This window comes from Thermocrinis jamiesonii, from assembly GCF_000702425.1.
Classification (GTDB): domain Bacteria; phylum Aquificota; class Aquificia; order Aquificales; family Aquificaceae; genus Thermocrinis; species Thermocrinis jamiesonii.
On sequence record NZ_JNIE01000006.1, the window covers coordinates 50,730 to 73,390 of the forward strand.

General features: G+C 40.8%; 25 protein-coding genes, 2 tRNA genes, 1 other RNA gene and 1 pseudogene. 15 read left to right on the forward strand and 14 right to left on the reverse strand.

Translation table 11 applies throughout. The features are described 5' to 3' along the window. Positions 1-12 precede the first annotated feature (12 nt). The 3 genes from murD to K217_RS0106495 are packed head-to-tail and all read left to right on the forward strand — an operon-like array spanning position 13 to position 3,736. Positions 13-1,272 carry a UDP-N-acetylmuramoyl-L-alanine--D-glutamate ligase gene (gene murD, locus K217_RS0106485; protein ID WP_029552310.1) on the forward strand — a complete coding sequence of 420 codons (1,260 nt, stop codon included), beginning with the start codon at positions 13-15 and terminating at the stop codon, positions 1,270-1,272. Continuing rightward, the gene (locus K217_RS0106490; protein WP_029552311.1) at positions 1,253-2,596 is read left to right on the forward strand and encodes an MFS transporter; all 1,344 of its coding nucleotides are present in this window, start codon (positions 1,253-1,255) and stop codon (positions 2,594-2,596) included. The genes murD and K217_RS0106490 overlap by 20 nt, the downstream gene beginning before the upstream one ends. 3 nt (positions 2,597-2,599) lie before the next feature. Continuing rightward, the gene (locus tag K217_RS0106495; RefSeq protein ID WP_029552312.1) at positions 2,600-3,736 is read left to right on the forward strand and encodes a hypothetical protein; all 1,137 of its coding nucleotides are present in this window, start codon (positions 2,600-2,602) and stop codon (positions 3,734-3,736) included. A gap of 3 nt (positions 3,737-3,739) precedes the next feature. On the opposite strand, the gene K217_RS0106500 is transcribed toward K217_RS0106495, so the two are convergent. From K217_RS0106500 to ssrA, 5 genes are all read right to left on the reverse strand, one after another. After that, complete coding sequence (locus K217_RS0106500) at positions 3,740-4,039, reverse strand: curli assembly protein CsgG (protein ID WP_231477005.1); 300 nt, start codon at positions 4,037-4,039, stop codon at positions 3,740-3,742. 156 nt (positions 4,040-4,195) lie between these two features. Then, positions 4,196-6,292 carry a TonB-dependent receptor gene (locus tag K217_RS0106505; protein WP_029552314.1) on the reverse strand — a complete coding sequence of 699 codons (2,097 nt, stop codon included), beginning with the start codon at positions 6,290-6,292 and terminating at the stop codon, positions 4,196-4,198. A 311-nt stretch (positions 6,293-6,603) separates the two neighbouring features. Next, positions 6,604-7,599, reverse strand: coding sequence for a DNA polymerase III subunit delta (gene holA, locus K217_RS0106510; RefSeq protein WP_029552315.1), 996 nt, complete (start codon positions 7,597-7,599; stop codon positions 6,604-6,606). Further along, positions 7,596-8,549: an S-methyl-5-thioribose-1-phosphate isomerase gene (mtnA, locus tag K217_RS0106515; protein ID WP_029552316.1), complete on the reverse strand. Its 954-nt coding sequence runs from the start codon at positions 8,547-8,549 to the stop codon at positions 7,596-7,598. Before mtnA ends, holA begins: the two co-directional genes overlap by 4 nt. A gap of 9 nt (positions 8,550-8,558) precedes the next feature. Beyond that, positions 8,559-8,901: a transfer-messenger RNA gene (gene ssrA, locus K217_RS07660) on the reverse strand. 66 nt (positions 8,902-8,967) lie between these two features. On the opposite strand from ssrA, the gene K217_RS0106520 reads away from it, so the two are divergent. The 5 genes from K217_RS0106520 to bamA are packed head-to-tail and all read left to right on the forward strand — an operon-like array spanning position 8,968 to position 14,169. Further along, positions 8,968-9,645: a succinate dehydrogenase/fumarate reductase iron-sulfur subunit gene (locus K217_RS0106520; RefSeq protein WP_029552317.1), complete on the forward strand. Its 678-nt coding sequence runs from the start codon at positions 8,968-8,970 to the stop codon at positions 9,643-9,645. Further along, entirely contained in the window at positions 9,629-10,273 is a 645-nt protein-coding gene (flgA, locus tag K217_RS0106525; protein ID WP_029552318.1) for a flagellar basal body P-ring formation chaperone FlgA, read from the forward strand. Before K217_RS0106520 ends, flgA begins: the two co-directional genes overlap by 17 nt. A 21-nt stretch (positions 10,274-10,294) precedes the next feature. Then, positions 10,295-10,852: an RNA 2',3'-cyclic phosphodiesterase gene (gene thpR / locus K217_RS0106530; RefSeq protein ID WP_029552319.1), complete on the forward strand. Its 558-nt coding sequence runs from the start codon at positions 10,295-10,297 to the stop codon at positions 10,850-10,852. Next, complete coding sequence (gene purM / locus K217_RS0106535; RefSeq protein WP_029552320.1) at positions 10,845-11,852, forward strand: phosphoribosylformylglycinamidine cyclo-ligase; 1,008 nt, start codon at positions 10,845-10,847, stop codon at positions 11,850-11,852. The genes thpR and purM overlap by 8 nt, the downstream gene beginning before the upstream one ends. Beyond that, entirely contained in the window at positions 11,845-14,169 is a 2,325-nt protein-coding gene (bamA, locus tag K217_RS0106540) for an outer membrane protein assembly factor BamA (protein WP_029552321.1), read from the forward strand. Before purM ends, bamA begins: the two co-directional genes overlap by 8 nt. Positions 14,170-14,171: 2 nt before the next feature. Here the strand turns inward: bamA and K217_RS0106545 are convergent, their stop codons facing one another. The 3 genes from K217_RS0106545 to K217_RS0106555 all read right to left on the reverse strand — a co-directional run bounded on the left by K217_RS0106545 (position 14,172) and on the right by K217_RS0106555 (position 15,288). Then, on the reverse strand, positions 14,172-14,606 hold the full coding sequence (locus K217_RS0106545; protein ID WP_029552322.1) for a pyridoxamine 5'-phosphate oxidase family protein: 435 nt from the start codon (positions 14,604-14,606) through the stop codon (positions 14,172-14,174). Positions 14,607-14,610: 4 nt separating this feature from the next. After that, the gene (locus tag K217_RS0106550) at positions 14,611-15,186 is read right to left on the reverse strand and encodes a CDP-alcohol phosphatidyltransferase family protein (protein WP_029552323.1); all 576 of its coding nucleotides are present in this window, start codon (positions 15,184-15,186) and stop codon (positions 14,611-14,613) included. 14 nt (positions 15,187-15,200) lie between these two features. Further along, a tRNA-Ser gene (locus tag K217_RS0106555) sits at positions 15,201-15,288 on the reverse strand. Between the two features lie 67 nt (positions 15,289-15,355). Here K217_RS0106555 and K217_RS0106560 point away from each other — a divergent pair. Both K217_RS0106560 and K217_RS0106565 read left to right on the forward strand, forming a co-directional pair. Continuing rightward, positions 15,356-15,787, forward strand: a complete 432-nt coding sequence (locus K217_RS0106560) for a Fur family transcriptional regulator (RefSeq protein WP_038028139.1) — start codon at positions 15,356-15,358, stop codon at positions 15,785-15,787. After that, positions 15,769-16,077, forward strand: coding sequence for a 4a-hydroxytetrahydrobiopterin dehydratase (locus K217_RS0106565; protein WP_029552325.1), 309 nt, complete (start codon positions 15,769-15,771; stop codon positions 16,075-16,077). Before K217_RS0106560 ends, K217_RS0106565 begins: the two co-directional genes overlap by 19 nt. On the opposite strand, the gene K217_RS0106570 is transcribed toward K217_RS0106565, so the two are convergent. Continuing rightward, the gene (locus K217_RS0106570; RefSeq protein ID WP_029552326.1) at positions 16,058-16,705 is read right to left on the reverse strand and encodes a class I SAM-dependent methyltransferase; all 648 of its coding nucleotides are present in this window, start codon (positions 16,703-16,705) and stop codon (positions 16,058-16,060) included. The two genes, K217_RS0106565 and K217_RS0106570, sit on opposite strands and share 20 nt — an antisense overlap. Positions 16,706-16,727: 22 nt before the next feature. Here K217_RS0106570 and K217_RS0106575 point away from each other — a divergent pair. Continuing rightward, a tRNA-Asp gene (locus tag K217_RS0106575) sits at positions 16,728-16,805 on the forward strand. Position 16,806: 1 nt separating this feature from the next. Here the strand turns inward: K217_RS0106575 and K217_RS0106580 are convergent. The 5 genes and pseudogenes from K217_RS0106580 to K217_RS07665 form a co-directional block, all read right to left on the reverse strand. Then, positions 16,807-17,034: a DUF2905 domain-containing protein gene (locus tag K217_RS0106580; RefSeq protein WP_029552327.1), complete on the reverse strand. Its 228-nt coding sequence runs from the start codon at positions 17,032-17,034 to the stop codon at positions 16,807-16,809. Continuing rightward, positions 17,031-18,077, reverse strand: coding sequence for a flagellar biosynthesis protein FlhB (flhB, locus tag K217_RS0106585; protein WP_029552328.1), 1,047 nt, complete (start codon positions 18,075-18,077; stop codon positions 17,031-17,033). The genes K217_RS0106580 and flhB overlap by 4 nt, the downstream gene beginning before the upstream one ends. A gap of 2 nt (positions 18,078-18,079) precedes the next feature. Continuing rightward, positions 18,080-18,841, reverse strand: coding sequence for a flagellar biosynthetic protein FliR (gene fliR, locus K217_RS0106590; RefSeq protein ID WP_029552329.1), 762 nt, complete (start codon positions 18,839-18,841; stop codon positions 18,080-18,082). Further along, positions 18,838-19,005, reverse strand: coding sequence for a flagellar biosynthetic protein FliQ (locus K217_RS0106595; RefSeq protein ID WP_231477006.1), 168 nt, complete (start codon positions 19,003-19,005; stop codon positions 18,838-18,840). Before K217_RS0106595 ends, fliR begins: the two co-directional genes overlap by 4 nt. A 2-nt stretch (positions 19,006-19,007) precedes the next feature. Further along, positions 19,008-19,202, reverse strand: a pseudogene (locus K217_RS07665) (hypothetical protein); the annotation flags it as partial. Positions 19,203-19,271: 69 nt separating this feature from the next. Between K217_RS07665 and K217_RS0106605 the strand changes: the two are divergent. Genes K217_RS0106605 through K217_RS0106620 form a run of 4 tightly spaced genes read left to right on the forward strand, consistent with a single transcriptional unit; the run spans position 19,272 to position 22,611 of the window. Then, positions 19,272-19,505, forward strand: a complete 234-nt coding sequence (locus K217_RS0106605; RefSeq protein ID WP_029552332.1) for a hypothetical protein — start codon at positions 19,272-19,274, stop codon at positions 19,503-19,505. An 8-nt stretch (positions 19,506-19,513) separates the two neighbouring features. Next, on the forward strand, positions 19,514-19,978 hold the full coding sequence (locus K217_RS0106610) for a peroxiredoxin (protein ID WP_029552333.1): 465 nt from the start codon (positions 19,514-19,516) through the stop codon (positions 19,976-19,978). A 4-nt stretch (positions 19,979-19,982) separates the two neighbouring features. Beyond that, positions 19,983-20,915, forward strand: coding sequence for a YbgA family protein (locus K217_RS0106615; RefSeq protein ID WP_029552334.1), 933 nt, complete (start codon positions 19,983-19,985; stop codon positions 20,913-20,915). A 4-nt stretch (positions 20,916-20,919) separates the two neighbouring features. Continuing rightward, a complete protein-coding gene (locus tag K217_RS0106620) occupies positions 20,920-22,611 on the forward strand; it encodes an NAD+ synthase (RefSeq protein ID WP_029552335.1) in 1,692 nt (563 codons plus the stop codon). Positions 22,612-22,661 lie beyond the last annotated feature (50 nt).

Genomic DNA, 22,661 nt, shown 5'->3' on the forward strand with positions numbered 1-22,661 from the left:
TAAAATGATACCATGTCTAAGTTCTTGGTGTGGGGCTTGGGGGTAAGTGGGCGCTCTGCGGTAAAGCTTCTAAGAAGTAAAGGGTATGAAGTTTATGAAGGGGACGACAAAGAAGGAAAGGACTTTAGAGAATTTCTGCCTTTGGTAGATAGAGTAGTGCTATCTCCGGGCATCCCTCCTAAGCATCCCCTTTGGAAAGAAGCTTTAAGGCTTGGGTTGGACGTTATAGGTGAGCTGGAGCTTGCGTGGGAGTTCTTCAGAGGGAAGGCTATAGCTATAACTGGCACGGATGGTAAATCGACCACCACAAGGCTAACTTATTTGATGCTGAGTAAGTTCTTCAAAGACGTAGAGGAAGGTGGTAATATAGGAATTCCTTTTTCGGAGATAGTTTTAAAAAATCCAGAGTGTTTGGCGGTTTTAGAGGTTTCTTCCTTTCAAGGGAAGACCTTAAAAAGCTTTCGCCCCATAGGAGGTGCTTTTTTAAATTTTTCTACGGACCACTTGGACTGGCACCCCAATTTAGAGGACTATCTTCAAAGCAAATACAACATATTTTCAAGACAAAAGGAGGAGGACTTTTTGGCTGTAAATGCTTTTCAAGAAGAAACAAAAAACACGCCCACTAAGGCAAGAAAGATCCTAATTGGTGAAAAGGAAGCCCACATAAAGGACGGAAAGGGCTATGTTTTTGGTAAAGAAGTTTTTAGCTTAGAAAGGTTAAAGATTGTAGGTATGCACAACGCAATGAATGTTTTAACTGCTTCTGTTATAGCTTACACACTCGGCGTTCCGGAAGAGGTTATACAAGAGGTAGCGTATAACTTCCGAGGACTTCCTTACAGGTTGGAGTATTTGGGAGAGTTCAACGGTGTTAGAATATACAACGATTCTAAATCTACAACACCCAACGCACTTAGGTCTGCCCTTGAGAGCATGCCAGACCATAAAGTTATACTCATAGCAGGCGGAAAGGACAAAGGCATGAACTTTGAAGATCTGCATACTTTGGTTAGCAAAAAGGTAAAAGCCTGCCTATTGATAGGAGAAGCAAAAGAAAAGATTGCCAAAGCTTGGAACAAAGCGACGGATATTTATCTTTTCAACAGCTTGGAAGAGGCGGTGGAAAAAGCTTTATGCATTGCCAAAGGGGGTGATGTAATCCTTTTCTCTCCAGCCTGTGCATCCTTTGACATGTTTAGAGATTACAAAGAGAGAGGGGATAGGTTTAGGGCTCTTGTGGAGGAGTTCTATGAGGTTTATAAAAACTGATCTAACCTGTAGGTTGGATGCGTTGCCCTGGACGGGTTTTCATACAAGGTTTGTGGTCGCTTTGGGTATTACTTGGGTTTTGGATGCCTTTGAGGTGGTCATAGTGAGCGCAGTTCTCAAACCTATGGCAAAACAGTTAGAACTTTCTGCCCAACAGGCATCCCTTTTAGTGAGTGGCTTTCTCATAGGTGCCATAATAGGTTCTTTGCTGTTTGGATACCTTGCAGACAAGTTCGGCAGAAAGAGCCTTTTTATCATAACTCTTCTTCTATACTCTGGTGGAACTTTTCTGACAGGCTTTGCAGATAGCTTTGAGTTTGCTATGTTATGCAGAATACTCGCTGGTGCTGGCTTAGGTGGAGAGTTTGCAGCTATTCAGTCAGCCATAGATGAGTTTGTGCCTGCACGCCACAGAGGAAAGGTAGATGGAACCATAACTGCTCTCTGGAACTTAGGTAGCATAATAGCTTCCTTGTCTGCCCTCTATCTTCTTAAAACTTTTGACGAATCCTTTGCCTGGAGGGTGGCATACTTTTTAGGGGGAATTCTTGCCTTGCTGATAGTCTTCATAAGGCTCTACGTTCCAGAATCTCCAAGGTGGCTAATAGCTAAAAACAGAATAAAAGAAGCGGAAGAAATAGTCAGAAAGGTGGAAAAGAAAGCTGGCTTTTCTCCAAAGGTAGAAAGCTGTGATATACCGGTATTTGAAGGTAGCATTTTTGACGCCACAAAGATAATCCTTACAAAGTATAGATGGCAGTTTATATTTAGCGCATCTATGAGCTTTACTATTTTGACTACTTACTACGGTATTATAACCTTCTTGCCGCTGGTTCTTTCAAAGGTTTATAATCTTTCCTCTCTGGAAATTTCCAGCGTGCTGTTTTTTGGAAGTGTAGGTGGTTTAATAGGTGGTTTAACGGTAGCCTTTTTAAACGATAAGCTGGGAAGGAAGCCCTTAGGAACAGCCATAAGCTTTTTGTCCATGCTTGCTGTTTTTCTTTTTCTGTTAAAAGGCGTAGATCCAAGAGTGTTATACTTTGTGTATTCCTTTATTGCATTTTCCTTTGCGTCCGTGGCTTACGTGATAGCCACCGAGATATATCCTTCCTACATAAGAGCATACACCATAGGTGTGCTTTCTGTAATTGGCCGGTTGTCCGGTGCCTTTGCTCCAGCGGTAGTGGTCTCCATAGCAAGCCAAGACTACAGATTAGGTATTTTTACTATTGCCAGCTTTTGGCTAGTTGGTTTTATAAGCTTTTTAATCTACTCAATAAAAGGCAAAGAGACAAAAGGAAAACCTATAGAGCAGATAAGTTAAATCATGAAAAAGATAATTTATCTTGCCACGGTCTTTATGCTTCTTTCCATATCAGCGCTTGAAGGGTTTGTGATTGTTCTTATGGCTTATACTTTCTACTTAATAGCCAGAGGAGAGCTAAAGCCCTACGGAAGGCTCCTGAGCCCTCTCTTGCTTCACGCTATTCCCACCATCCTTTCAACCCTTCTTTACACACCTTCCCAAACAGGAAAGGCCATAGAGAGGTCAATCTTTCTTCTTATATACCCCTTAGGTGGTAAAGAAAAGTTAGGTTATGAGTTTTTTAAAAGGTTTAACCAGCTTTTGATCTTTGTCGGTGTTCTGCTAATACCTGTGGTGCTTTACAACTTCTACAAAGATGGCGTGCCTGCGCCTTTGTGGGGCGGAGTGTTTGAGGTAGGATTTCTTTATTCTTTTTTCTCCATAAGCGCCCTGTCTATGTTCTTATTTACCAAAAGAAAGATTTATTTTGTCCTTTTTCTGATTTTTATAGGCTTTGTATTTGCTAGCATGAGAAGGTCTGCCATAATGGAATTGATCTTTACTCTACTTTTGATCATCTACTTGATGCGAAAAATAGTTTCTAAGAAATTTGTGATTGCAACTTTGACTTTCATAGGTTTTAGCACGGTGATAACTTTTAGCGTTCTTGTTCAGAAAGATCTGCGGTTTTCTACTATGGCCGAGGTATTGCTTGGGAAGAAAACCTTGAACGAAGAAACCTTAGACGTGATTTCAAGCATAAGATGGACCATCTTCAAGGCAGGCTTGGAGGTGGTAAAGAAGGACCTTAAGGAGGGAAACTACCTTCCACTGCTTATTGGACACGGTCTAAACTCAGGATACTACCTTGAGCCAAAGTCTCCAGTAGGTGGAACTTACGAGTCTGTCTTTTTGCTTTCTGAGTTCATAGAAAAGGGTATTTTGGGACTTTTGGGCATCTTATGGCTGTGGTGGGCTTACTATTCTTACCTGCTAAAGCTCAAGTTAAAAAAAGAGGATGATATTCTTCTTGTTCCTTCCCTTTCTTTTTTATCTACCATGCTGATAGGTAGCGTGTTCACTATGTTTTGGGATGCTATGCTACCTTGGATGCTTTTGGTCTTCAGAGTGGCGGAAAAGCAATTGGAAAGCTCTTGAGCCTTATTCTACTTTTCTGTAGAACCTAATCAGCTTTCCGCTGTTTGCGTCTATCAGAGCGGTCCCCTCTGAGCCTCTAACTCTGTAGTAGCATTCTCCCTTTTTGTTTCTTGAAAGATTTACACTATAGACCTTTCCAACGAGTTGGGATGCTTGCCTGCTTGCATCTTCTACGCTAAGCTTTGGATTGCATAGCTCTAAAGATGCAAAGCTTAAGTTTATTGCCAACAGAACAATCATAAACACCATAGATTTGTATTTTAAATAGTTTGTCCTAAATTCACACAAATTTAACCTTTCCATGTGTAGGAAGACCCCACTAAAGTGTCTGACATTCAGCTCTGCTCACTACTATATATACTCCTAATAGACTACAAAACTCAAGAGCTTCTAAAAGTATGCAAGTAGAGTAAAAAACCCGGGAAGGGTAGCGCATGAGGCACGCCCGGGGTGCATAAGTTAGAATTTATAAGAAGCGTTTAAGAAGAAAGTCCTTCCAGGTTCTGGCACTTTAACTCCAGCCATAAAGGGATGTCTCAAGAAAGAGGTATGCTCGTAATACTTCTTATCAAGGACGTTATCCACACCCGCTGTTAAAGAAAGACCCTTCCAATTTACACCAGCCTTTAGGTTCAGCACTCCATAACCGGAGGTCTTTTGCTCTTTTAGGTCTGAATCTACTTTGTCCTGCGTGGCGGTTGCCACCACTTCCCCTTCCGTAAACCAAAGACCTGTATCGTATCTGAGTCCCAATCTTGCCTTTAGAGGAGGCACTTCTGCCACGTCTTTGTCGTTTATGTTAAGGTGTGGCTTTCTGTCCTTTCTTCCTTGAACGTAAGATGTCCCACCAAATAGAAAGAGATTTCCAAACAAGTTAGCCCTTATATCCGCTTCAAAACCATAAAAGACCGCATCCACATTGGCATAAGACATAGCACTGTCTCCTGTCACTAAATCAGCGCCATTCTGCCTTCTCTGCTTGTGTATAGTTATATAATCCTTTACTAAGCTATAGAAAACTGTTCCCTTTGCCATTAGCTTTTTAGAGGAATACTTCAATCCCAAGTCAAATTCGGTGTTTTTGGAAGGCTTTAATTCTGGGTTTCCTACCCAAGCGCAGAAGGGCATTGCAGATGTACAATTCCTTCCTAAAGCAAAATACCTTTCCTGAGGATCTGGCACTCTAACTCCGTATCCTAAACCACCAAAGAACTCAAGCTCTGGAGTAAAGGAGTAGAAGACCTGCACATTACCTGATGGATACGTATCCGTTTTTGAAGTGCTTCTGGTGTTTTTATAAGCAAAGTAAAGGTCGGTGTTTGCTTTTGAAGAATTAGCTTCTGACTTTGTGGTATCTACTCTCAAGCCCACACTAAGCCTTAGTTTGTCAGATAGCTTTGTTTTATACTCTCCAAAAACTCCAAGGTTGGTAACATCCACATCTGGAATGATAAATTGCCTATTTGGAGCGGAATCCAGTGGCGTCTGGGGCCACATATAGTTTGTCGCATCCCAGTTTCTTTTATAGGCTTCAAAACCAACCAAGAAATTCCCGACCTCTCCTTCCATTCTCCCACCTAAGGTTTTAGTTTCTGCGTAGGTTGCCATACCCCAAGGGTTAGGTTTTGTATAGCCTCTGACCGAACTTGCCCTAAGCCTATCATCCATCCAGTGCTCCACCTTTGTGTAATAGAGGTGAAAGTTTAAAGACTTTATCAGCTCTGAGACTTTTCCAACCTTGTAGCTAAAGCTAAACCTATCTGTATCATCATAATCCGCATCCATCATAAGAGCAGGATATAGCACGTGCTTTGCAGATTGCCTTGTGTATGCAAGCTCTAACTCGTGGTTTTCCAAAGGCTTAAGGCCAAACTTTGCCCAATAGGTGTTGATTTCAAAGGCTTTTGAGTTTATAAACTCTGGTTTGTATCTGTTGGAACTGCCTGAAGGATAAACTTCTGTTATCTTTTTACCGTCTCCATCTTCGTATGGTTTTGAGTATCTGTATGAGTATCCAGCTAATCCATAAAATCTGTTGTCTGCGTAAGAAACTACGGGAGAGAGGTTTATAAAGTTAAAAGAACCTACGGATGCATTCAGGTTTAGCCTAAAGCCCTTATCTGGTTTTTTTGTGATTATATTCACAAGACCGCCCATAGAACCTTGATGTCTTACATCAAAGGGACCCTTGATAATTTCTATCTTTTCCACTTCCGAAAAATCTACGTGAAAGGCTGGAGGGTCCATCCTGTTGGGACAAGCTCCATGAACTTCAGTATCGTCAATCAAGACATTGATGTTATCTCTCTGAAAGGCTCTTATCAAGACATCGTTTGCTATTCCACCTTTGCGGAATTTGGAAAGCCCGCTTATTTTGGTCAGCGCTTCTCCCACATCTTTAGCAGAGCTTTCTCTTACTTCCCTAACTTCCAAACTGTCCTCAAAGCTTTCTTTCTTACCCTTTACTTCAATCTCCTTCAGCAAAAGTTCTTGGGCATAAGCTTGACTAAAGATAGCACCCAGCAGTGCTAACTTGAGAAATTTCCTACTCTTCATGTTTAACCTCCTTTAACACAATAATATAATAATATTAACACAAAATTCACACAGAAAGGGAAGTAGATTAAATACGATTTCTAATGGAAGGCTTGTAATTTAAAACTTTGTGGAATGATTAAACTCGGCATAGTGGGTTCTACTAGATCGGTGGAAAGTCAAGCGAAGGATCCTAAACCGTTTTCTAACAAACCATCGTCTATTATGGTTAGCATTGGACTTTCTACTATCGTATTTTCCTTACCTTAGAGGACGCTTCAAGCTAATAAACCGCTTTGAAGGAAACATCGTTGACATCTTAGAAAAATACCTCAAGCTGATTGAGTTAATTGTTTAAAGTAATCCACTATCATGTTTCTTAATGCTTTTTCGGGAGGCACGAATGCTACTTTTTCTGCAAAATCAAGCCAATAAAGTCTCTTTATAAGAAGCTCTAATTCTTTTTCCGTAAAGTTTTTTGCATACCTTTTAAAGTTGTGGATCATAAAGGGGTGTTTTACGCCCAGATCTTGCAGTAAAGTTTCTGGATCTTTATTACTCTTTTTCAAAACAAATAGCTTTAAAGTATAGCTTACCAAAAGCCATTGGATCTGCAGTGCTGGAACGCCCATTCTGTATAAAGCGGAGAGAAGCGAAAGGGTCTTTTCAAGGTTTTTTGTAAAGAAGGCTTCTATAAAGTCAAACACATTACCGTAGGTCTGAGCCAAACAGACTTTTTTGACATCTTCCAATGTTATTTGCTTATCTGCATACAAAAGTAGCTTTTCTACCTCTCCTCTCAAAAAGGTAAGGTCGTAAGAGGTTATTTCTAAAAGATAGTCAATGGCTTGCTCGTCAATCTTTTTCCCTTCTCTTTCTACTTTCTTTCTTATCAGATCTCTTATCTTATTTCTGTCCAGCTTTTTTGCTTCTAAAAAATCGCCCAGTTCTAAAAGGGTTTTAAACGGTTCCTTCTGAAGGCTACTTTTGTCAAGCTTTCCTTCTAAGAGAATAAAAACCGCTTTGGTCTTTATTCTGTTGGCGAGGCTTTTGATAAGCTTTGGGTCCTTTAGCTTCTTTATAAACTGTTCTCCTTTTTTGATGAACAAAAACTCTTTTTGTCTTTTTTTCTCAAACAATTCACTCTCTCCAAGGGCGTTTATAAAGTCCTGAAGGTTTATCTCGTTTCCCCACAAAACTTTAACGGGTGCCACTGTGGAAAGCTTATCCATAAAAGCGGAAACTATGTATTCCTCCTCTACCTGCACCAGATTTATGGGTTTCATCTTTTCTAAGCTTAGGTTTTTTTGGTACTCTAAAAGGTTCATGTGGGCTTCCAAATACCTTTTTCTGTAATTATTGCAGTTATGTTCTCTGCAGGGGTGATATCAAAGGCTAAGTGGAGGGCAGGAGAACCTTCTGGTGCAAACAGGCAGTTTTTGAACCTTTTTACTTCTTCTTCTGAGCGTTCTTCTATAAGTATCTCTTCTCCGCTTTCTATGCTGTAGTCTATGGTGGAGCTTGGGGCTACTACGTAAAACGGTATGCGGTGGGTTTTTGCCAAAACAGAAAGGGCATAGGTCCCTATCTTGTTTGCTACATCACCCCTTTTCGTAATCCTATCTGCACCCACTATAACGCAATCCACCAACCCTTTTTTCATCAAAAAGCCAGCTGTGGAATCGGTGATTATTTTGTGAGGTATGCCTTCCTTTAGAAGTTCCCAAGCGGTCAGGCGAGAGCCTTGAAGGTAAGGCCTTGTTTCATCTACCCACACAAAGATGGACTTTCCTGAGTAATGAGCTTGTCGGATTACTCCTAAGGCAGTCCCAAAGCCTGCGGTAGCTAAGGCTCCTGTATTGCAATGGGTCAAGATCCTTGCGTTCTTAGGTATAAGCTCATTGCCTATTTGTGCCATTTTTACGTTAGCCTGATAGTCCTCTTCCTCTATAGCCTTTGCAGTGGCCTCTAAGTCTTCTCCCCTTTTGTAAGCATCCATCATCCTATCTAAGGCATAAAACAGATTGTAAGCTGTAGGTCTTGTGTTTCTTAGGACTTCATAAACAATCTTTGGATCTTCTCCCTTTTTGACTCCGAGAACAAAGCCGTAAGCAGAAACACAACCTATAGCTGGAGCCCCCCTCACTACCATGTCCTTTATAGCTTGTGCAGTTTGGAGATGGTCCTCTAAGGCTATCCACTCCTCCAAATCAGGCAGTTTCCTCTGATCCAATAACCAAAGTTTTTGACCATCCCACCTAAAAGCTTTTACTTGCATGGTTGTTTATGGTGGAGGCGGAGGGAATCGAACCCTCGTCCGAGGATAGCCCGGCTATTAGGGCTTCTACAGGCTTAGCCAGTGTTTGTCTTTAATGGCTGTTCGCCCACTGGCAGGCAAAACAGCCACAAGGCAGGTAAGTTTCGGAAGGAGAGCCCTGCCAACCCTTCCTTCCTACACCCCTGTCTATGAACCCAACCGGTCAGCCAGAGGCACACCAACCGGCGAGCCGCTGCCTTTTCTTAGGCAGCGAGGGCCAGTTCAGCTTCGGGAAGTGTTTTGATCGGCTGTTAAGGTTGCCACCCTGCCTGCTTCCCTAAGCCTGCTATCCCCGTCGAAACCATTCGCCCCCTTAAAGGATATATATTTAAATATATCCCATAGCCAAATCTCTGACAATAGCCTATTTTATTTTTCTATGCAGTTAAAACTTAGAATAAGAAGGCATAAAGAGGGTAAATCGTGGTATGACAGCTTTTCTGTGCCTTACGAAGAAGGTATGACCTTTCTGTCCGCTTTGCAAAAGATAAAGGAAACTCAAGATGAGACGCTTACTTTTAGACATTTTTGTAGGGCTGGTATATGTGGAACCTGCGCCATATACATAAATGGCTTTCCCAAACTTGCGTGCAAAGAGCAGGTTTTACCTTACCTTTTGGACGGAGAGGAAATTACGATTGAGCCTTTAAAGAACCTTAGGGTAATCAAGGACCTGGTGGTGGATCATGAAGTTATCCCAAAGAAGATGAAAGAGCTCTCCCTTTGGATTTCAGAAAACAAGGAGAATATAAACATAGACCCAGAGGTTAGCAAATACATAGAAAGTTCCGCTGATTGCATCCTCTGTGGTGCATGTCACTCTTACTGCCCTCAAATTTTGGAAGAAGATTACGCAGGTCCTTTGTTCTTTGCTAAGCTTTATAGATTTTCTGTGGATCCAAGAGAAGGTAAAAAACAACTTAGGAAGCTTCAAGCACTTTCTGGAAGGCTTTATCACTGCCTTTCCTGTAATAAGTGCAACAACGTTTGTCCAAAGGAAGTGGAACCCGCAACTCTTATAAGAAAGCTAATGCTTATGGATGTGGATAGTGCTTAGCATATTCTTGGCGTTATCCCTTTGCTTTTCTTGGACAGAAGAAGAGCTTAAGGATCTTGTGGAGAATACGGTAAAGGAAAGGTTTGGGGATAGCGTAAGGGTTGAAAGAATAAAGATTCTTGATTGGAAAGGTAGTCTGGATGGGACTCCAAAGGTAGAGCTGGATATGGAGTACGGAAGAGCAAGAGCTTTGGCTTACATTGATTTTGGACAGAAAAGGTTGAGTGCCATATTAGAGGTTTATTGGAAGGCAAAGTTTTTTGTAGCAAAGCAAGATATACCAAAAGGAACAGTATTATCTGAAAAGCTTTTTGCGGAAGAGGAAAGATGGCTAAGAAGTATTCCCAACGATTTTAGGTTAAACGAGGAAGAGTTGGAAAGGTATCAGGCAAGCATTCACATACCAAAAGGTTCCATTCTCAGAAGGTCTATAATTAAGCCTTTGCCTGCGGTAAAAAGAGGGGATGTGGTAAAGCTTGTACTTCGCAGTGGGAATTTAGAGATAACAACCTACTGCACCGCATTAGATGGTGGAGAGGTGGGTAAAACGGTGAGGGTTAAAACCCAAAGCGGAAAGATCGTGAGGGGGAAAATAATAGACTTAGGCGTTGTGGAGCTTTTGGAGTAAAGGTATAATAATAGATCAGCTGTGCTTAGAATTTTTATAGGTTTTTTTACCACTAAGAGTATTCAAGAGCATGTGGAGAAAATAAAGGAGCAAGCGGATGACTTTATAAAGGGCAAATGGGTAGAACCTCAGAATTATCACATGACTTTTTACTTTATAGGGGAAGTGCCAGAGGAAAAGATTATGGATATAGCAAAGGCTGTTCAAGAGGTGTCGCAGAGACACAAGGCAATAAAGGTAAAGTATAGGTCCTTGGGTGTGTTTCCGAATTTAGATAGAGCAAGGGTGCTTTGGATCGGAATTGAAGAAGGCGGGAATAAACTAAAAGCCTTAGCAAAGGATATTTACCATACCAACAGAAAGCTAAGTATAAAAAGCGACAGCAAACCCTTCTATCCTCATGTAACCATCTGCAGAATAAAAGAATACGATAGAAAAAAGCTGAAAACTTTTTTGAAAAAATACGAAAACACAAACTTTGGCGAAGATACTGTGGATAGGATATCCATTATAAGGAGTTCCTTAACTTCCGTAGGACCCATATACTCTGTTTTGGAGGAGTTTTATCTCAATGGATAGGCTAACTTACAAACAGGCGGGTGTGGATATAGAAAAAGCGGAGAGTTTTGTAGAATTTATAAAGGATAAAACTAAGGAGCTTAAAACCCAAGCCATTCTGTTTGGCAGTTTTGCCAGCGGAGTTTTGCTGGAAGGATACAAAAAGCCCGTGATTATGATGACTGCTGATGGTGTAGGCACAAAGCTAAAGGTTGCCCAACAGATGAACGTCCATCATACGGTAGGTATAGACCTTGTGGCGATGAATGTAAACGATCTTATAACCTCCGGCGCAAAGCCATTAGGATTTATGGACTACATAGCGACAGGAAAGTTAAATCTGGATGTGCTCAAAAAAGTTATGGAAGGTATAATAGAAGGTTGTAAGCTTTCTGAAATGCCTCTTGTGGGAGGAGAGACCGCAGAGATGCCTGATTTTTATCCAGAGGGGGTTTATGACCTTGCGGGCTTTTGTGTAGGGGTATGCGAAGAGGATGAACTGATAACAGGAAAGAATATAAAACCGGGGGATGTCTTAATTGGACTACCTTCTTCTGGCTTTCACAGTAATGGATATTCCCTTTTGAGAAAGGTTTTGGAGCTAAAAAGGATTGATTATGAGACGTATTTAGAAGAGTTTAACAAAACGGTGGGAGAGATCCTCCTTGAGCCAACGCGTATATACTGGAAGGAAGTTAAAGCTTTGCTTGAGAAAGGCATTCAAGTAAAGGGGATGGCTCACATAACTGGTGGTGGAATACCGGGCAATGTGGTTAGGATCCTTCCGGAGGGAACAAAGGCGGTTGTAGAAGAAAAAAGCATCCCAATGAATCCCATCTTCCATTGGATTCAAAAGCTTGGTAATATAGAAAAACAAGAAATGTTTAGGGTGTTTAACATGGGAGTTGGTTTTGTTCTTATCACTGATCAGACAAATGCTGAAAAGGTTCTATCTGAAATACCCGATGCTTTTATCTTTGGTTTTGTGAAATCCGGAGAAAGGAGTGTAGAAATTGCGTAAGCTAACGTCGGCACTTTTGCTTAGCTTTGGTTTGCTTTATGCACAGACGATAGAAAGGATAGAGATAGAAGGTGCTCAGTATGTGCCAGAAGAGATCATAAGGGGATTGCTAAGAGCAAAAGAAGGTTTTTCTTACGATCCATCAGCTATAAGGGAGGATATAAGGCGCCTTTACAGAACTGGTTTCTTTGACCGCATAGAAGTAGAAGAAGAAAGGGTTGGAGACAAGGTTGTCCTCATTTATAAGGTAAAGGACCTGCCAGTGATATACAAGATAGAGTTTGTGGGCAACAGAAAGATAAAAGCGGACGAGTTGGAAAAAAGGATAGGAATAGAGACTGAAGTGGGAAAGATAGACATAGAAGAGATAACAAGAGACTACACTTCTTCACCTGCCATAGAAGAAAAGGTTGAAGTGCAAAGGAGGTTAAAGCTCGGGAGAGTATTAAGCAGGGAAGAGATGGAGGTCATAAAGAGTAGAATAATCCAAGCTTATCAGAAGGAAGGCTATACAAACGTGCAGGTCTCTTATGAGCTTGTGCCCAAAAAAGGTGCGTCAAAGCTGGTTTATAAGATAGTGGAAGGAGAGCCAGAATATGTAAGCGATATTGAAATAAAGGGGAACAAAAGCTTTAAAAGAAGTAAGCTTTTAGGTTTTATGCAGACAAAACCACCAAGTCTTTTAGCCCTTAGGCTCAGACCTCCGTTCAGCGAAGAGGTTTTGAAAGAAGACCTCAAAAAAATAGAAGAATTTTACAGGTCGGAAGGGTTTTTGGAAGTGCAAACTTCTTACGATGTAAAAAAGGAAAACAACAAATACAAGGTGGTAATACAAATAACGGAAGGGAAAAGGTACAAGCTAAGGGGTGTAAAAATAGAAGGGAATACCTATTTTTCCGAGAGGGAACTTTTAGGCAATGCTTTGAAGAAAAATAGGGGCGGTTTTTACAAAAGTGCTGTGGTAGAGAGTGTGCTAAGAAACATAAAGACTAAATACTCACAAATAGGCTTTTTGAATGTTAGCTTTGATAAACAGGAACAGGTGGATAGAGAAAAGGGGGAAGTATTTGTACTTATAAGGATTTACGAAGGAGAACCTGTGTATGCGGGAAGAATAGAGGTAAAGGGTAACTACGAAACAAGGGATTATGTGATAAGAAGGGAGCTAAAAATCCAAGAGGGTGACCTTATAAACCAAAGAGAGTTAGAAAGGTCAAGGACGAGAATATTCAACTTAGGATACTATCAGGACGTGGAAATAAACCTGTCTCCGTCCGAAAAGAATAAGTGGGACATAGAAACAAAAATAAGGGAAAGATTTACTGGACAGTTTTCCGTAGGGCTTGGATACAATCAGGTAAGCGGGGTGTCTGGGTTTCTATCCATCAGAAAGGGCAACTTCTTAGGCACGGGTGATATTGCGGGATTTTCTATGTCCTTTGGGAGCAAAATAAAGGACAATTCCCTTTCCTACACCAAAAAGTGGTTTTTAAACCAACCATTGGACCTAAGCGGTTTTCTATACGACAGAAGATTGGAATACACCACATACACCGTTTCAAGGACAGGTATAGACCTGATACTTTCAAGGGAGCTAAGCGAATATTGGAAGATAAGCGGGGGAATTAGCGCACAGGTTGTGAAATATTCTGATATTTCTCCGGATGCGTCACCCATAATACGTCAGGAGGAGGGCACAAGGCAATCCCGAAAGCTAATCTTTGGCATTTCAAGGGATACAAGGGATAATTATCTTTTCCCAACAAAAGGCTCACTAACAGAGATTGGATACACAGTTGCCTTACCCTTTGCGGGAGGCACAGAAAGATTTAACAAGATAACCCTATCCCATCAAACATTCTTCCAAGACACTCTCTTTGATACAGGTTTCGTCTTCAACTTCAGAAGTTCCTTAGGTGTGGTTGAACCTTACGGAGGAAAAACCATACCCTTGGATGAGAGGTTCTTTGTGGGCGGAGACTTTACAATCAGGGGTTACAAATACGGATACGCTGGCCCTTTGGACCCAAACATACTGGAACCCATAGGATCAAAGAAACAGTTTATACTGTCCGTAGAAGCAAACTATCCCTTGTATAAAACCATACTCTACGGTTCTGTGTTTTACGATACGGGTCTTGGATTTAATGAGTTAAAGGAACTAAAGGCGGAAAACTTAAGGGGAGGATACGGCATAGGTATAAGATTCATAACTCCTTTTGCTCCGATTAAACTTGATTGGGCTTTTAAAACAAAGAGGGTACCCGGGGACACATCCAAAAGCAGAATTCACTTCGTCTTAGGCTTTTTCTTCTGAGGCTATCTTCTTAGGGCAGATAAAACCAACTCGTCCAACTCCGAAGCTTCTACTAAATTACCCGTATGGGCAAAGGGTATGGGTCCCAATACTGTTCCCCCGGGAAATAGGGTGTTTTCTACCTTTTCCAAGGATAGTTCAAAAACTGAAACAGGAAACTTCACCTCTTCTATCCTTTCCAATACCATTTTTGCCCTTCCATATAAGGCAAGGGCTGTGTTTGTGTTAAATACCATCAAAGATGCCTTTCCGGTTTCCGCTATATTCTTTGCACTTTTTGCATTTGAACTTAGGGCAAATCTTAAAGTTCTTTCATCTACAGGATGGACCCATGTAATAAACGCAAGGTGGATGTTTCCATCTCTATCTACGGTACCAAGCACTACTGGAAAAACTCCAAGGTTTTTCATAGTATCTATTAATTCCTTCGGTATCATCCTTCTACCTCCTTGAAATTTTCATAAAAGTATAAACCCTTTGAAGTAAAGTTATTGAAGAACCTATAACGAGCAACACTATGGCTAAAAAAATCTCCTCAAAAAGGATACCAATCAGAAGGACTATCCACCTCTCAGTTCTCTCAAAGAGTCCTACTTTCAGCTCGTAACCCAAACCCTCAGCCCTTGCCCTTGCATAGCTCACCCCAAAAGAAAGAACTATTGCCATAATTGAAAGAAAGGTCAAAATTCTATCCTGCGAAGAAAGGGCTATGGCGACAAAAGGCATGGCGTCAGAAAATCTATCCGTCAAAGAATCAATAAAGGCACCAAAGGAACTATCGTATTTCCCTTTCCTTGCTACCGCACCATCCAAAGCATCGCAAAGAGCACCAATCAATAAGAAAAAAAAACTTAGAAGGTAACTTTTCAAAAACAGCAGGTAAGAGCCAACGCATACAAAGACTAAACCTAAAACGGTTAATAGGTTGGGATGGACCTTAAGCTTTGCTATTGTGTCTATAAGTGGTGCAAGCCCCTTTTCAAAGTAAGGTTTTAGTTCCCTTGTTAAATAGCTCATGATTGAACCTTTTACGGCGAGGGAGGGATTCGAACCCCCGGTGGGCTGTAAACCCACAGCGATTTTCGAGACCGCCCCGTTCGGCCACTCCGGCACCTCGCCTATCGGGATATTATAAACCAAAAATAGTTGCGAATTATTCTTAAATGCTTTATATTATTAGCTTACTATGATGTTGGATTATAAAGAAAGGTTGGAAGATTTTGTTAGAGCTTGTAAGGAAAAAGGTTTAAAGATAACTCCCCAAAGGTTGGCGGTTTATGAGATCCTCCTAAGGAGGAAAGACCATCCTACGGTGGAAGAGATATACGAAGAAGTTAAAGAAATTTACCCTTTTGTTTCTTTGGCTACGGTTTATAGGACGGTAGAAACTTTGGAAGAGATGGGCTTTATAAGGAAAGTAGCCTACTGGGGAAATTCGATAAGATACGATGCAAACATTCAGGAACATGATCACCTTGTTTGTATTATATGTGGGTCTATAACAGACATGAAAATAGACGCAGGTTGCAAAGTGCCCAAAGAGGTAGAAGGTTTTAAAGTGCATTCCCATTCACTTTACATTTACGGAGTGTGTCCTTCATGTCAGAAGAAGGATTGAAAAGCTTTAGCCCTGAAGAGGTCCTTGAAAGAATAAAAGAAGAACTTCCACAATGGTCATATAAAGATGGTTACATTGTTAGAGAGATAAACACCAAAAACTGGAAGGAAACTGTAATGCTTTTCAACGCTATAGCCTATCTTGCGGAAAGTTTGTGGCACCACCCTGATGTGGAACTTGGCTTTAAAAGGTTAAAAATAAAGCTAAAGACCCACGAGGCGGATGCTATCACAGAAAAGGACTTTAAACTTGCAAACTTGATTGAAAAGCTTATAAGCTTAACTTTCTAGCTTTTATGCAAAAAAAGCCTCCCTCTTTCCAAAAACCTTCTCTGATTTCTTTATTTTTTAATGGCTCTTGGTCTTGGGGTTCCTCAAAGAGGGTGGTGTATATTTTTTCAATTCTGAAGTGGGTTTGGTTTAGCATGTAGGAGAGTTCTCCAAAGGAGTAAAACCTTGCGTGGGAGTAAATGGGATGCCCTTTCTTTGCCTTTTCTCTGTAAAAGTTCGCCCAAGGGCTTTCTGAAAGAACAAGCCCAAGCACCAAGCTTCCATCCCTTTTTAAAACCCTCCAAGCTTCTTCAAAGGCACGCAAAGGCTTTTGAAAAAAGCATACAGAAACTACCATGAGAACCAAGTCAAAGCTTAAGCTTTTGAAGGGCAAAGCCTCTGCCCTTCCGAGAATCCCAACAATGCCTCTCCGCTTTGCCAACCTCAGAAGCTCTATTGAAGGGTCCAAGCCATAGGGAACTCCAAGGGCCTTGGCAAACCTACCACTTCCTACCCCCACCTCAAGGGATGAGGAAAAAGGATCTAAAACTCTTTCAATACAAGATAGCTCAAGCTTAAAGGCACTGCTTCCGAAGGGTTTTTCATACCAAAGATCGTAGTTCTTAGCGTATTGGTCAAACACTTCCATCTGTGTTATAATATAAACTTGAGGAGCCGTAGTTCAGCCAGGTCAGAACGCCGGCCTGTCAAGCCGGAGGTCGCGGGTTCAAGTCCCGTCGGCTCCGCCACTTACTTTCTAAACAACCAAAACACAAGGTTGAGGATAAGGGTAAGAATAAGACTTATCAACAGTGATGTAATGATAGGAAAGTAAAATGTAAAGCCATCCTTCTTAAACACTATATCTCCCGGTAGCTTTCCAAAGCCAAAGGGTGCCTTTTCAAATAGGATGAAAATCAGTCCAAAGATTATCAACAATGTTCCCAACAAAATAAAGAGCTTTCCCACATCCATCATGCCACTATTCTTTTTCTACGAGCCATAACGAAAGCTATTATTTCCGCTACAGCTCTGTAGAACTTAGGCGGAATTTCTTCACCAACATCCACAGCAGTGTAAAGAGCTCTTGCTAAGGCTTCCCTTCTTACCACAGCTACACCGTTTATTATAGCAACTTCTATTATTTTTTCCGCTACCCTTCCTTTGCCTTTGGCAACTACTACGGGTGCTTTGTCTCCTCTTCCTGGATCATAACGCAGAGCTACAGCTGTGTGCGTTGGGTTTGTTATCACCACACTTGCCTTTGGCACCTCCTGCAACATTCTACCTTTGGATAGTTGCCTCATTCTCTTCCTTATAGCACTTTTTATTATAGGATTACCCTCATGCTGTTTATACTCTTCTTTGACCTCTTCCTTACTCATTCTGATCTTTCTCTCGTAATCCCAACGCTTATATGCATAGTCCAAGAAGGCTATAAGAAGAGCAATCATACCTATAAAAATTATTAATTTAAAAGTAAAGATAAGAAAATTCTTTACGCTGAGGTACAAACTGCTTGAATAGATTTCCGTGAGTTCGCCCAACTCTGACCTAAGGAAAAGGTAAGCAACTACGATTAGTAGAAAGACCTTTAAGCTGTTTTTCAAAAGTTCAAAAAGTGTAGTGAGAGAAAAGATTCTTTTAAAACCTTCAAAAGGATTTAGTCTTTCAAGCTTTGGTTGGATAGGTTTTAGGGTAAAAATAAAGCCAAATTGGGCTATATAGGTTAGAATAACTACTAAGATAGTTAAGACAAAAAAGGGTAATATAAGAGGGAGAAGGGAATCCCTAAATTGAGCAAATACTGTGGAAGCATCCACAAATGGGTTGAGGGATACGTTCCAGAACAACCGCAAGATTCTTTCAAAAAGAGTGTAACCTAAAAAGAAAATGATTATAGTTCCCAATAAGATAGTGCTTGCGGTAGCTATTTCTATACTCTTGGCTACATTACCCTCTTCTCTTAACTTCTTTCTTCGATACGGCGTTGCTCTTTCCGTCTTATTCTCTTCCGGCATAGTTAGCCTCCCACCACCCTAATAAACTCTATCATATACTCCTTTAGATGGCTGGACAAGAGGTAGGATAAGAGAGGGAAAAGAACTACAAGTAATAAAAAGCCCAAAAAGACCTGTAGTGGCAAGCCCACTATGAATACATTCACTTGAGGTATAAACCTGTTGACTACCGCAAGGACCAGATTAAGCAAAAGCATGCTTAAAACTATAGGAATGGACAACAACACTCCTAAGTTAAAGCTTTCGTAAAACAAGATTAAAAAAGCTGCCAAATCCAAAGAGTAAAGGTCAAACCCACCTAAGGGCACCTTTTTTAGACTGTTGGCCAAAGCTAAAAACACCATCTCTGGACCACCAATGGCAAGAAAAAGGGAAGTAAAGAGCAGCATGAAAAAGACAGACATAACAGAGGTTTGAGGCTGTTGTGGTAAAAAAAGTGTGGCTATAGCTATACCCATGTTTGCGCTTATTACCTCCCCTGCTATCATTACTGCGTCAAAAACGAACCTGAGGAAGAGGCCACTGAAAAATCCAAACAGAAACTCCTTCAACACAGAAAAATAAAAATGTCCTATAGTTGGAAAATCTAGAGGTTTTATATCCGCATACATAAAAAGCGTTAGGGAAAGGGCTGTGGCTAAAAAAACTTTGAACGTATTGGGAAGGAATTCTTTGCCAAAAAAAGGGACGACTAAAAGGAAAGATAGGATCCTTACATGTAGCAAAAAAAGAGTTAAAAGGCTATTCAGATCAAAGATTATCATTTCAGCCAAACGGAGATGTTTATAATAAGCTCCTTGGTAAAAGCTAAAAGCTTATTCAACATCCATGCACCAAAAACAAAAATTGTAACGTAAGCTGCTACTAGCTTTGGAATATAACTAAGGGTCATCTTCTGTATTTGGGCAGCAGCCAGCATAAAAGCCATTTCTAACATTCTTTGTGCCATAGACAGAATAAGCTCAGGGCTAATTGGTAGCTCCTTACTAGAGAAAGTATAACAAGTTCCCAACCATTGGCCAGGACAAAAAGCATGAGCTTAAAGGGTAAGGATATGATCTGGGGCGGAATCATGAGAATACCTATGGATATAAGCACGGAGGATACTACAAGGTCTATTATGAGAGGAGCTTCTTTTTCGGCAGGCTTATACTTAAAACCTCCTTCAGAGAACTTCTCCAAAGGAGGTTCCCCATGATATCTATAAATCGTTCGGGTGAGAAATTAACCAAGCACATAGCTTTTTCTGAAGAAGCTATAGCCAATGGCATACCCATAAAGGTAAGCCAAAAGCGTTATACCTTTCCTCCACCTGGTGATGTAATTGAAAAGGATATTACAAGTCCCTGCCCTCCAAAGGGCTTTCTAACAAGAAAACTTGCCTTTTTATTAATTTCTCACCCGAAGTATAAAAAGAAGGCATTATAATTAATTCTATGCTTAAAGAAGGAGACAAAGCTCCAGATTTTTGTTTGGAGGGCATAGACGAAGAAGGAAGAGAAATAAAGCTCTGCCTTAAAGACCTTTTAGACAGACCTCTTATCCTTTACTTCTACCCAAAGGATAACACACCCGGATGCACCCAAGAAGCCTGCGACTTTAGGGATAACATAAGCCAAATCCTTGCCAAAGGTTATAAGGTAGTTGGAGTTAGCCCAGATTCTGTCTCTTCCCACAAAAAATTTAAGGAAAAGTACAATCTTCCTTTTCCTCTGCTGAGCGACCCAGACTGTAAGATCGCAGAGCTTTATGGCGCTTATGGGGTAAAAAAGATGTATGGAAAAGAAACGAAGGGTATAATCAGAAGCACCTTCGTCATAAATCCGGATGGAACTATTAAAAAAGCTTACTATAACGTAAAGGCAAAAGGACACGTGGAAAAACTCTTGCAAGAGATTTAAAACTATGAAACATCCAACTCCCAAGCTTGTGGTAAGCGCGTGTTTGGCAGGAGAGTTTGTAAGATACGACGGAGGGACTGTAAAAGATACTTTTGTGGAAAAACTTCTAAGCTACTGTCAGGTTATACCAGTTTGTCCAGAAGTATCCATAGGATTGGGTGTGCCAAGAAACAAAGTTATCCTTTACTGGAGGGAAAAGGAACTAAGGCTTGTTCAACCTTCTTCTGGAAAAGACCTAACCGAAGATATGCTCAGCTTTGCAGAAAGTTTTTTAAGTGGATTGGAAGAAGTAGATGGCTTTTTGCTAAAGGGCAAATCTCCTTCTTGTGGAGTGTCCAACAGCACCATTTCTTACAAAGACCCAGAGGGAAGAATTTTCTCCCATCGCACAAAGGGACTGTTTGCAAAAAAAGTCTTAGAAAGGTTTGAAGAGCTACCCGTGGAAGATGAAAAAAGGTTAAAGGATGAGAATATAAGAAAACACTTTTTAGTTAGGATATTTTCCATCGCAAGGCTTAGGGAGTTTATAAGCAGAGCGCAAAGTATAAGCCAGCTTATGGAGTTTCACAAAATAAACAAATACCTTCTTATGCTTCACTCTCAAACAAAACTGAAACAGATGGGACAGCTTGTAGCATCCTCAAAGGACTTTGCTCAAACAATTAAGGAATACTCAAGGCTTTTCAAACTGGCATTTAAAAGGTCTCCTTCTAAGGGTCAGTACATAAACACCTTTACCCACATGTACGGCCATCTCTCCAGAAGGTTAAACCAAAAGGAAAAGGACCACTTTTTTACACTGCTGGAGGACTTCAAAAAAGGTTTAGTAAATGAAAAGACCATCTTTGAACTTCTAAAAAGTTGGGCTTTTAGGTTTGAAGAGGGATACCTACAAACTCAAACAATCTTTGAACCCTATCCAAAGGAGCTAAATTAAATCCATGGAGTTTATAAACGTTTGTATAGCCCAGCTTAACCTTAAGGTGGGAGATGTAAAGGGAAACACCGACAAGATCCTTGAAGTTTGGAGTTCCAAAGACAAAGAAGCACACCTTGTGGTTTTTCCAGAGCTTTCTATAAGCGGTTATCCCCCTCAGGATCTTCTTTTTAACAGGGAATTTTTAAAAGAATGCCAAAGGCAGTTGGAAAGGATTGTGGAATTTTCTAAGTCTCTAAGCTCCATAGCAGTTGTAGGAATGCCCTATTATGAGGAGGACCTTTTTAACTCCTTAGTTCTTGTGGGAAGGGGAAAGGTCTTTGGGATATACCACAAAACCTTTTTGCCAAACTACTCTGTTTTTGACGAAAAGAGGTATTTTAGGAGTGGCAACAAACCACTTATGTTATCCATAAACGGGGTAAAACTTGGTTTTTCTATATGCGAGGACGTGTGGCATCCAGATGGTTGGGAAAGATACTACGCCCTATGCGGTGCAGAAGTTCTGATAAACATAAACGCTTCTCCATACTACGCAAACAAATACAGTTTTAAAGAAAACTTTCTGAAGGCAAGGGCCCAGGACAATTTAGCTTACATAGTTTATGTAAATTTAGTGGGCGCTCAAGATGAGCTGGTTTTTGACGGAAGGAGTTTGATAATAGACCCAGAGGGGAAAGTAATATACAGGGCTAAAGCCTTTGAAGAGAGCGCAGAAACTGTTAGTTTGCCCCTTTCAAAGGTAAGAGCAAAAAGACTGATGGACCTTAGGCTAAGGGAGAGGCTAACCGAATGTCCTTCTGTTGAAAACGTTTTAGACCAAAGAAAGTTGGAGTATTTTCAAGCTGTTTTGGAACCAAACCCACAGGGAGAAGAAGAGATATACAAAGCACTCCTTTTAGGTCTTAGGGATTACTTTTATAAGAACAGTTTTAAAAAGGTGGTTCTTGGACTATCTGGTGGAATAGACTCTGCCCTTACTGCTTGCCTTGCAGTAGATGCTCTTGGCAAGGAGAAGGTGGCGGGTGTGTTTATGCCTTCTCAATACACTTCGGAGGAAAGCAAAAGATACGTTTTGGAGCTTTCAAAAAACTTAGGTATAGACCTTCTTACTTATCCGATAGATCACATCTTTGAATCTTACAAAGATAGCCTTGGAAGTAAAGAGCTAACGGTGGCAGAAGAAAACCTTCAGGCACGCATAAGGGCAAACATACTTTTTTACCTTTCCAACAAACATGGCTGGCTTGTGCTATCTACTTCCAACAAAAGCGAATCTGCAGTGGGATACACTACCATATACGGGGACATGGCGGGTGGGTTTGCTCCTATAAAGGACGTGTATAAAACTTTGGTTTATAAACTGGCAAAGTATAGAAACTCAATAAAGCCGGACATTCCAGAAGGACTATTTACCAGACCACCCACCGCTGAGCTAAGACCAAACCAAACAGATCAAGACACCTTACCACCCTATGAGGTGCTTGACAAGATCTTGGAGCTTTATATAGAAGAAGGTTATACCTTTGAGGAGATCGTCAGAGAAGGCTTTGATAAAGAACTCGTAAGAAAGGTTCTTGAAATGCTGAGAAAGGCAGAATACAAGAGAAAACAGGCACCCATCGGAACTAAAATATCAAAAAGAGCCTTTGGATCGGATTGGCGCATGCCTTTGATAAACTTTTGGAGAGAATGAGAAAGTTTTTCTAAAGAATAGGAAAAACTTACAGATTAATATACCCGACG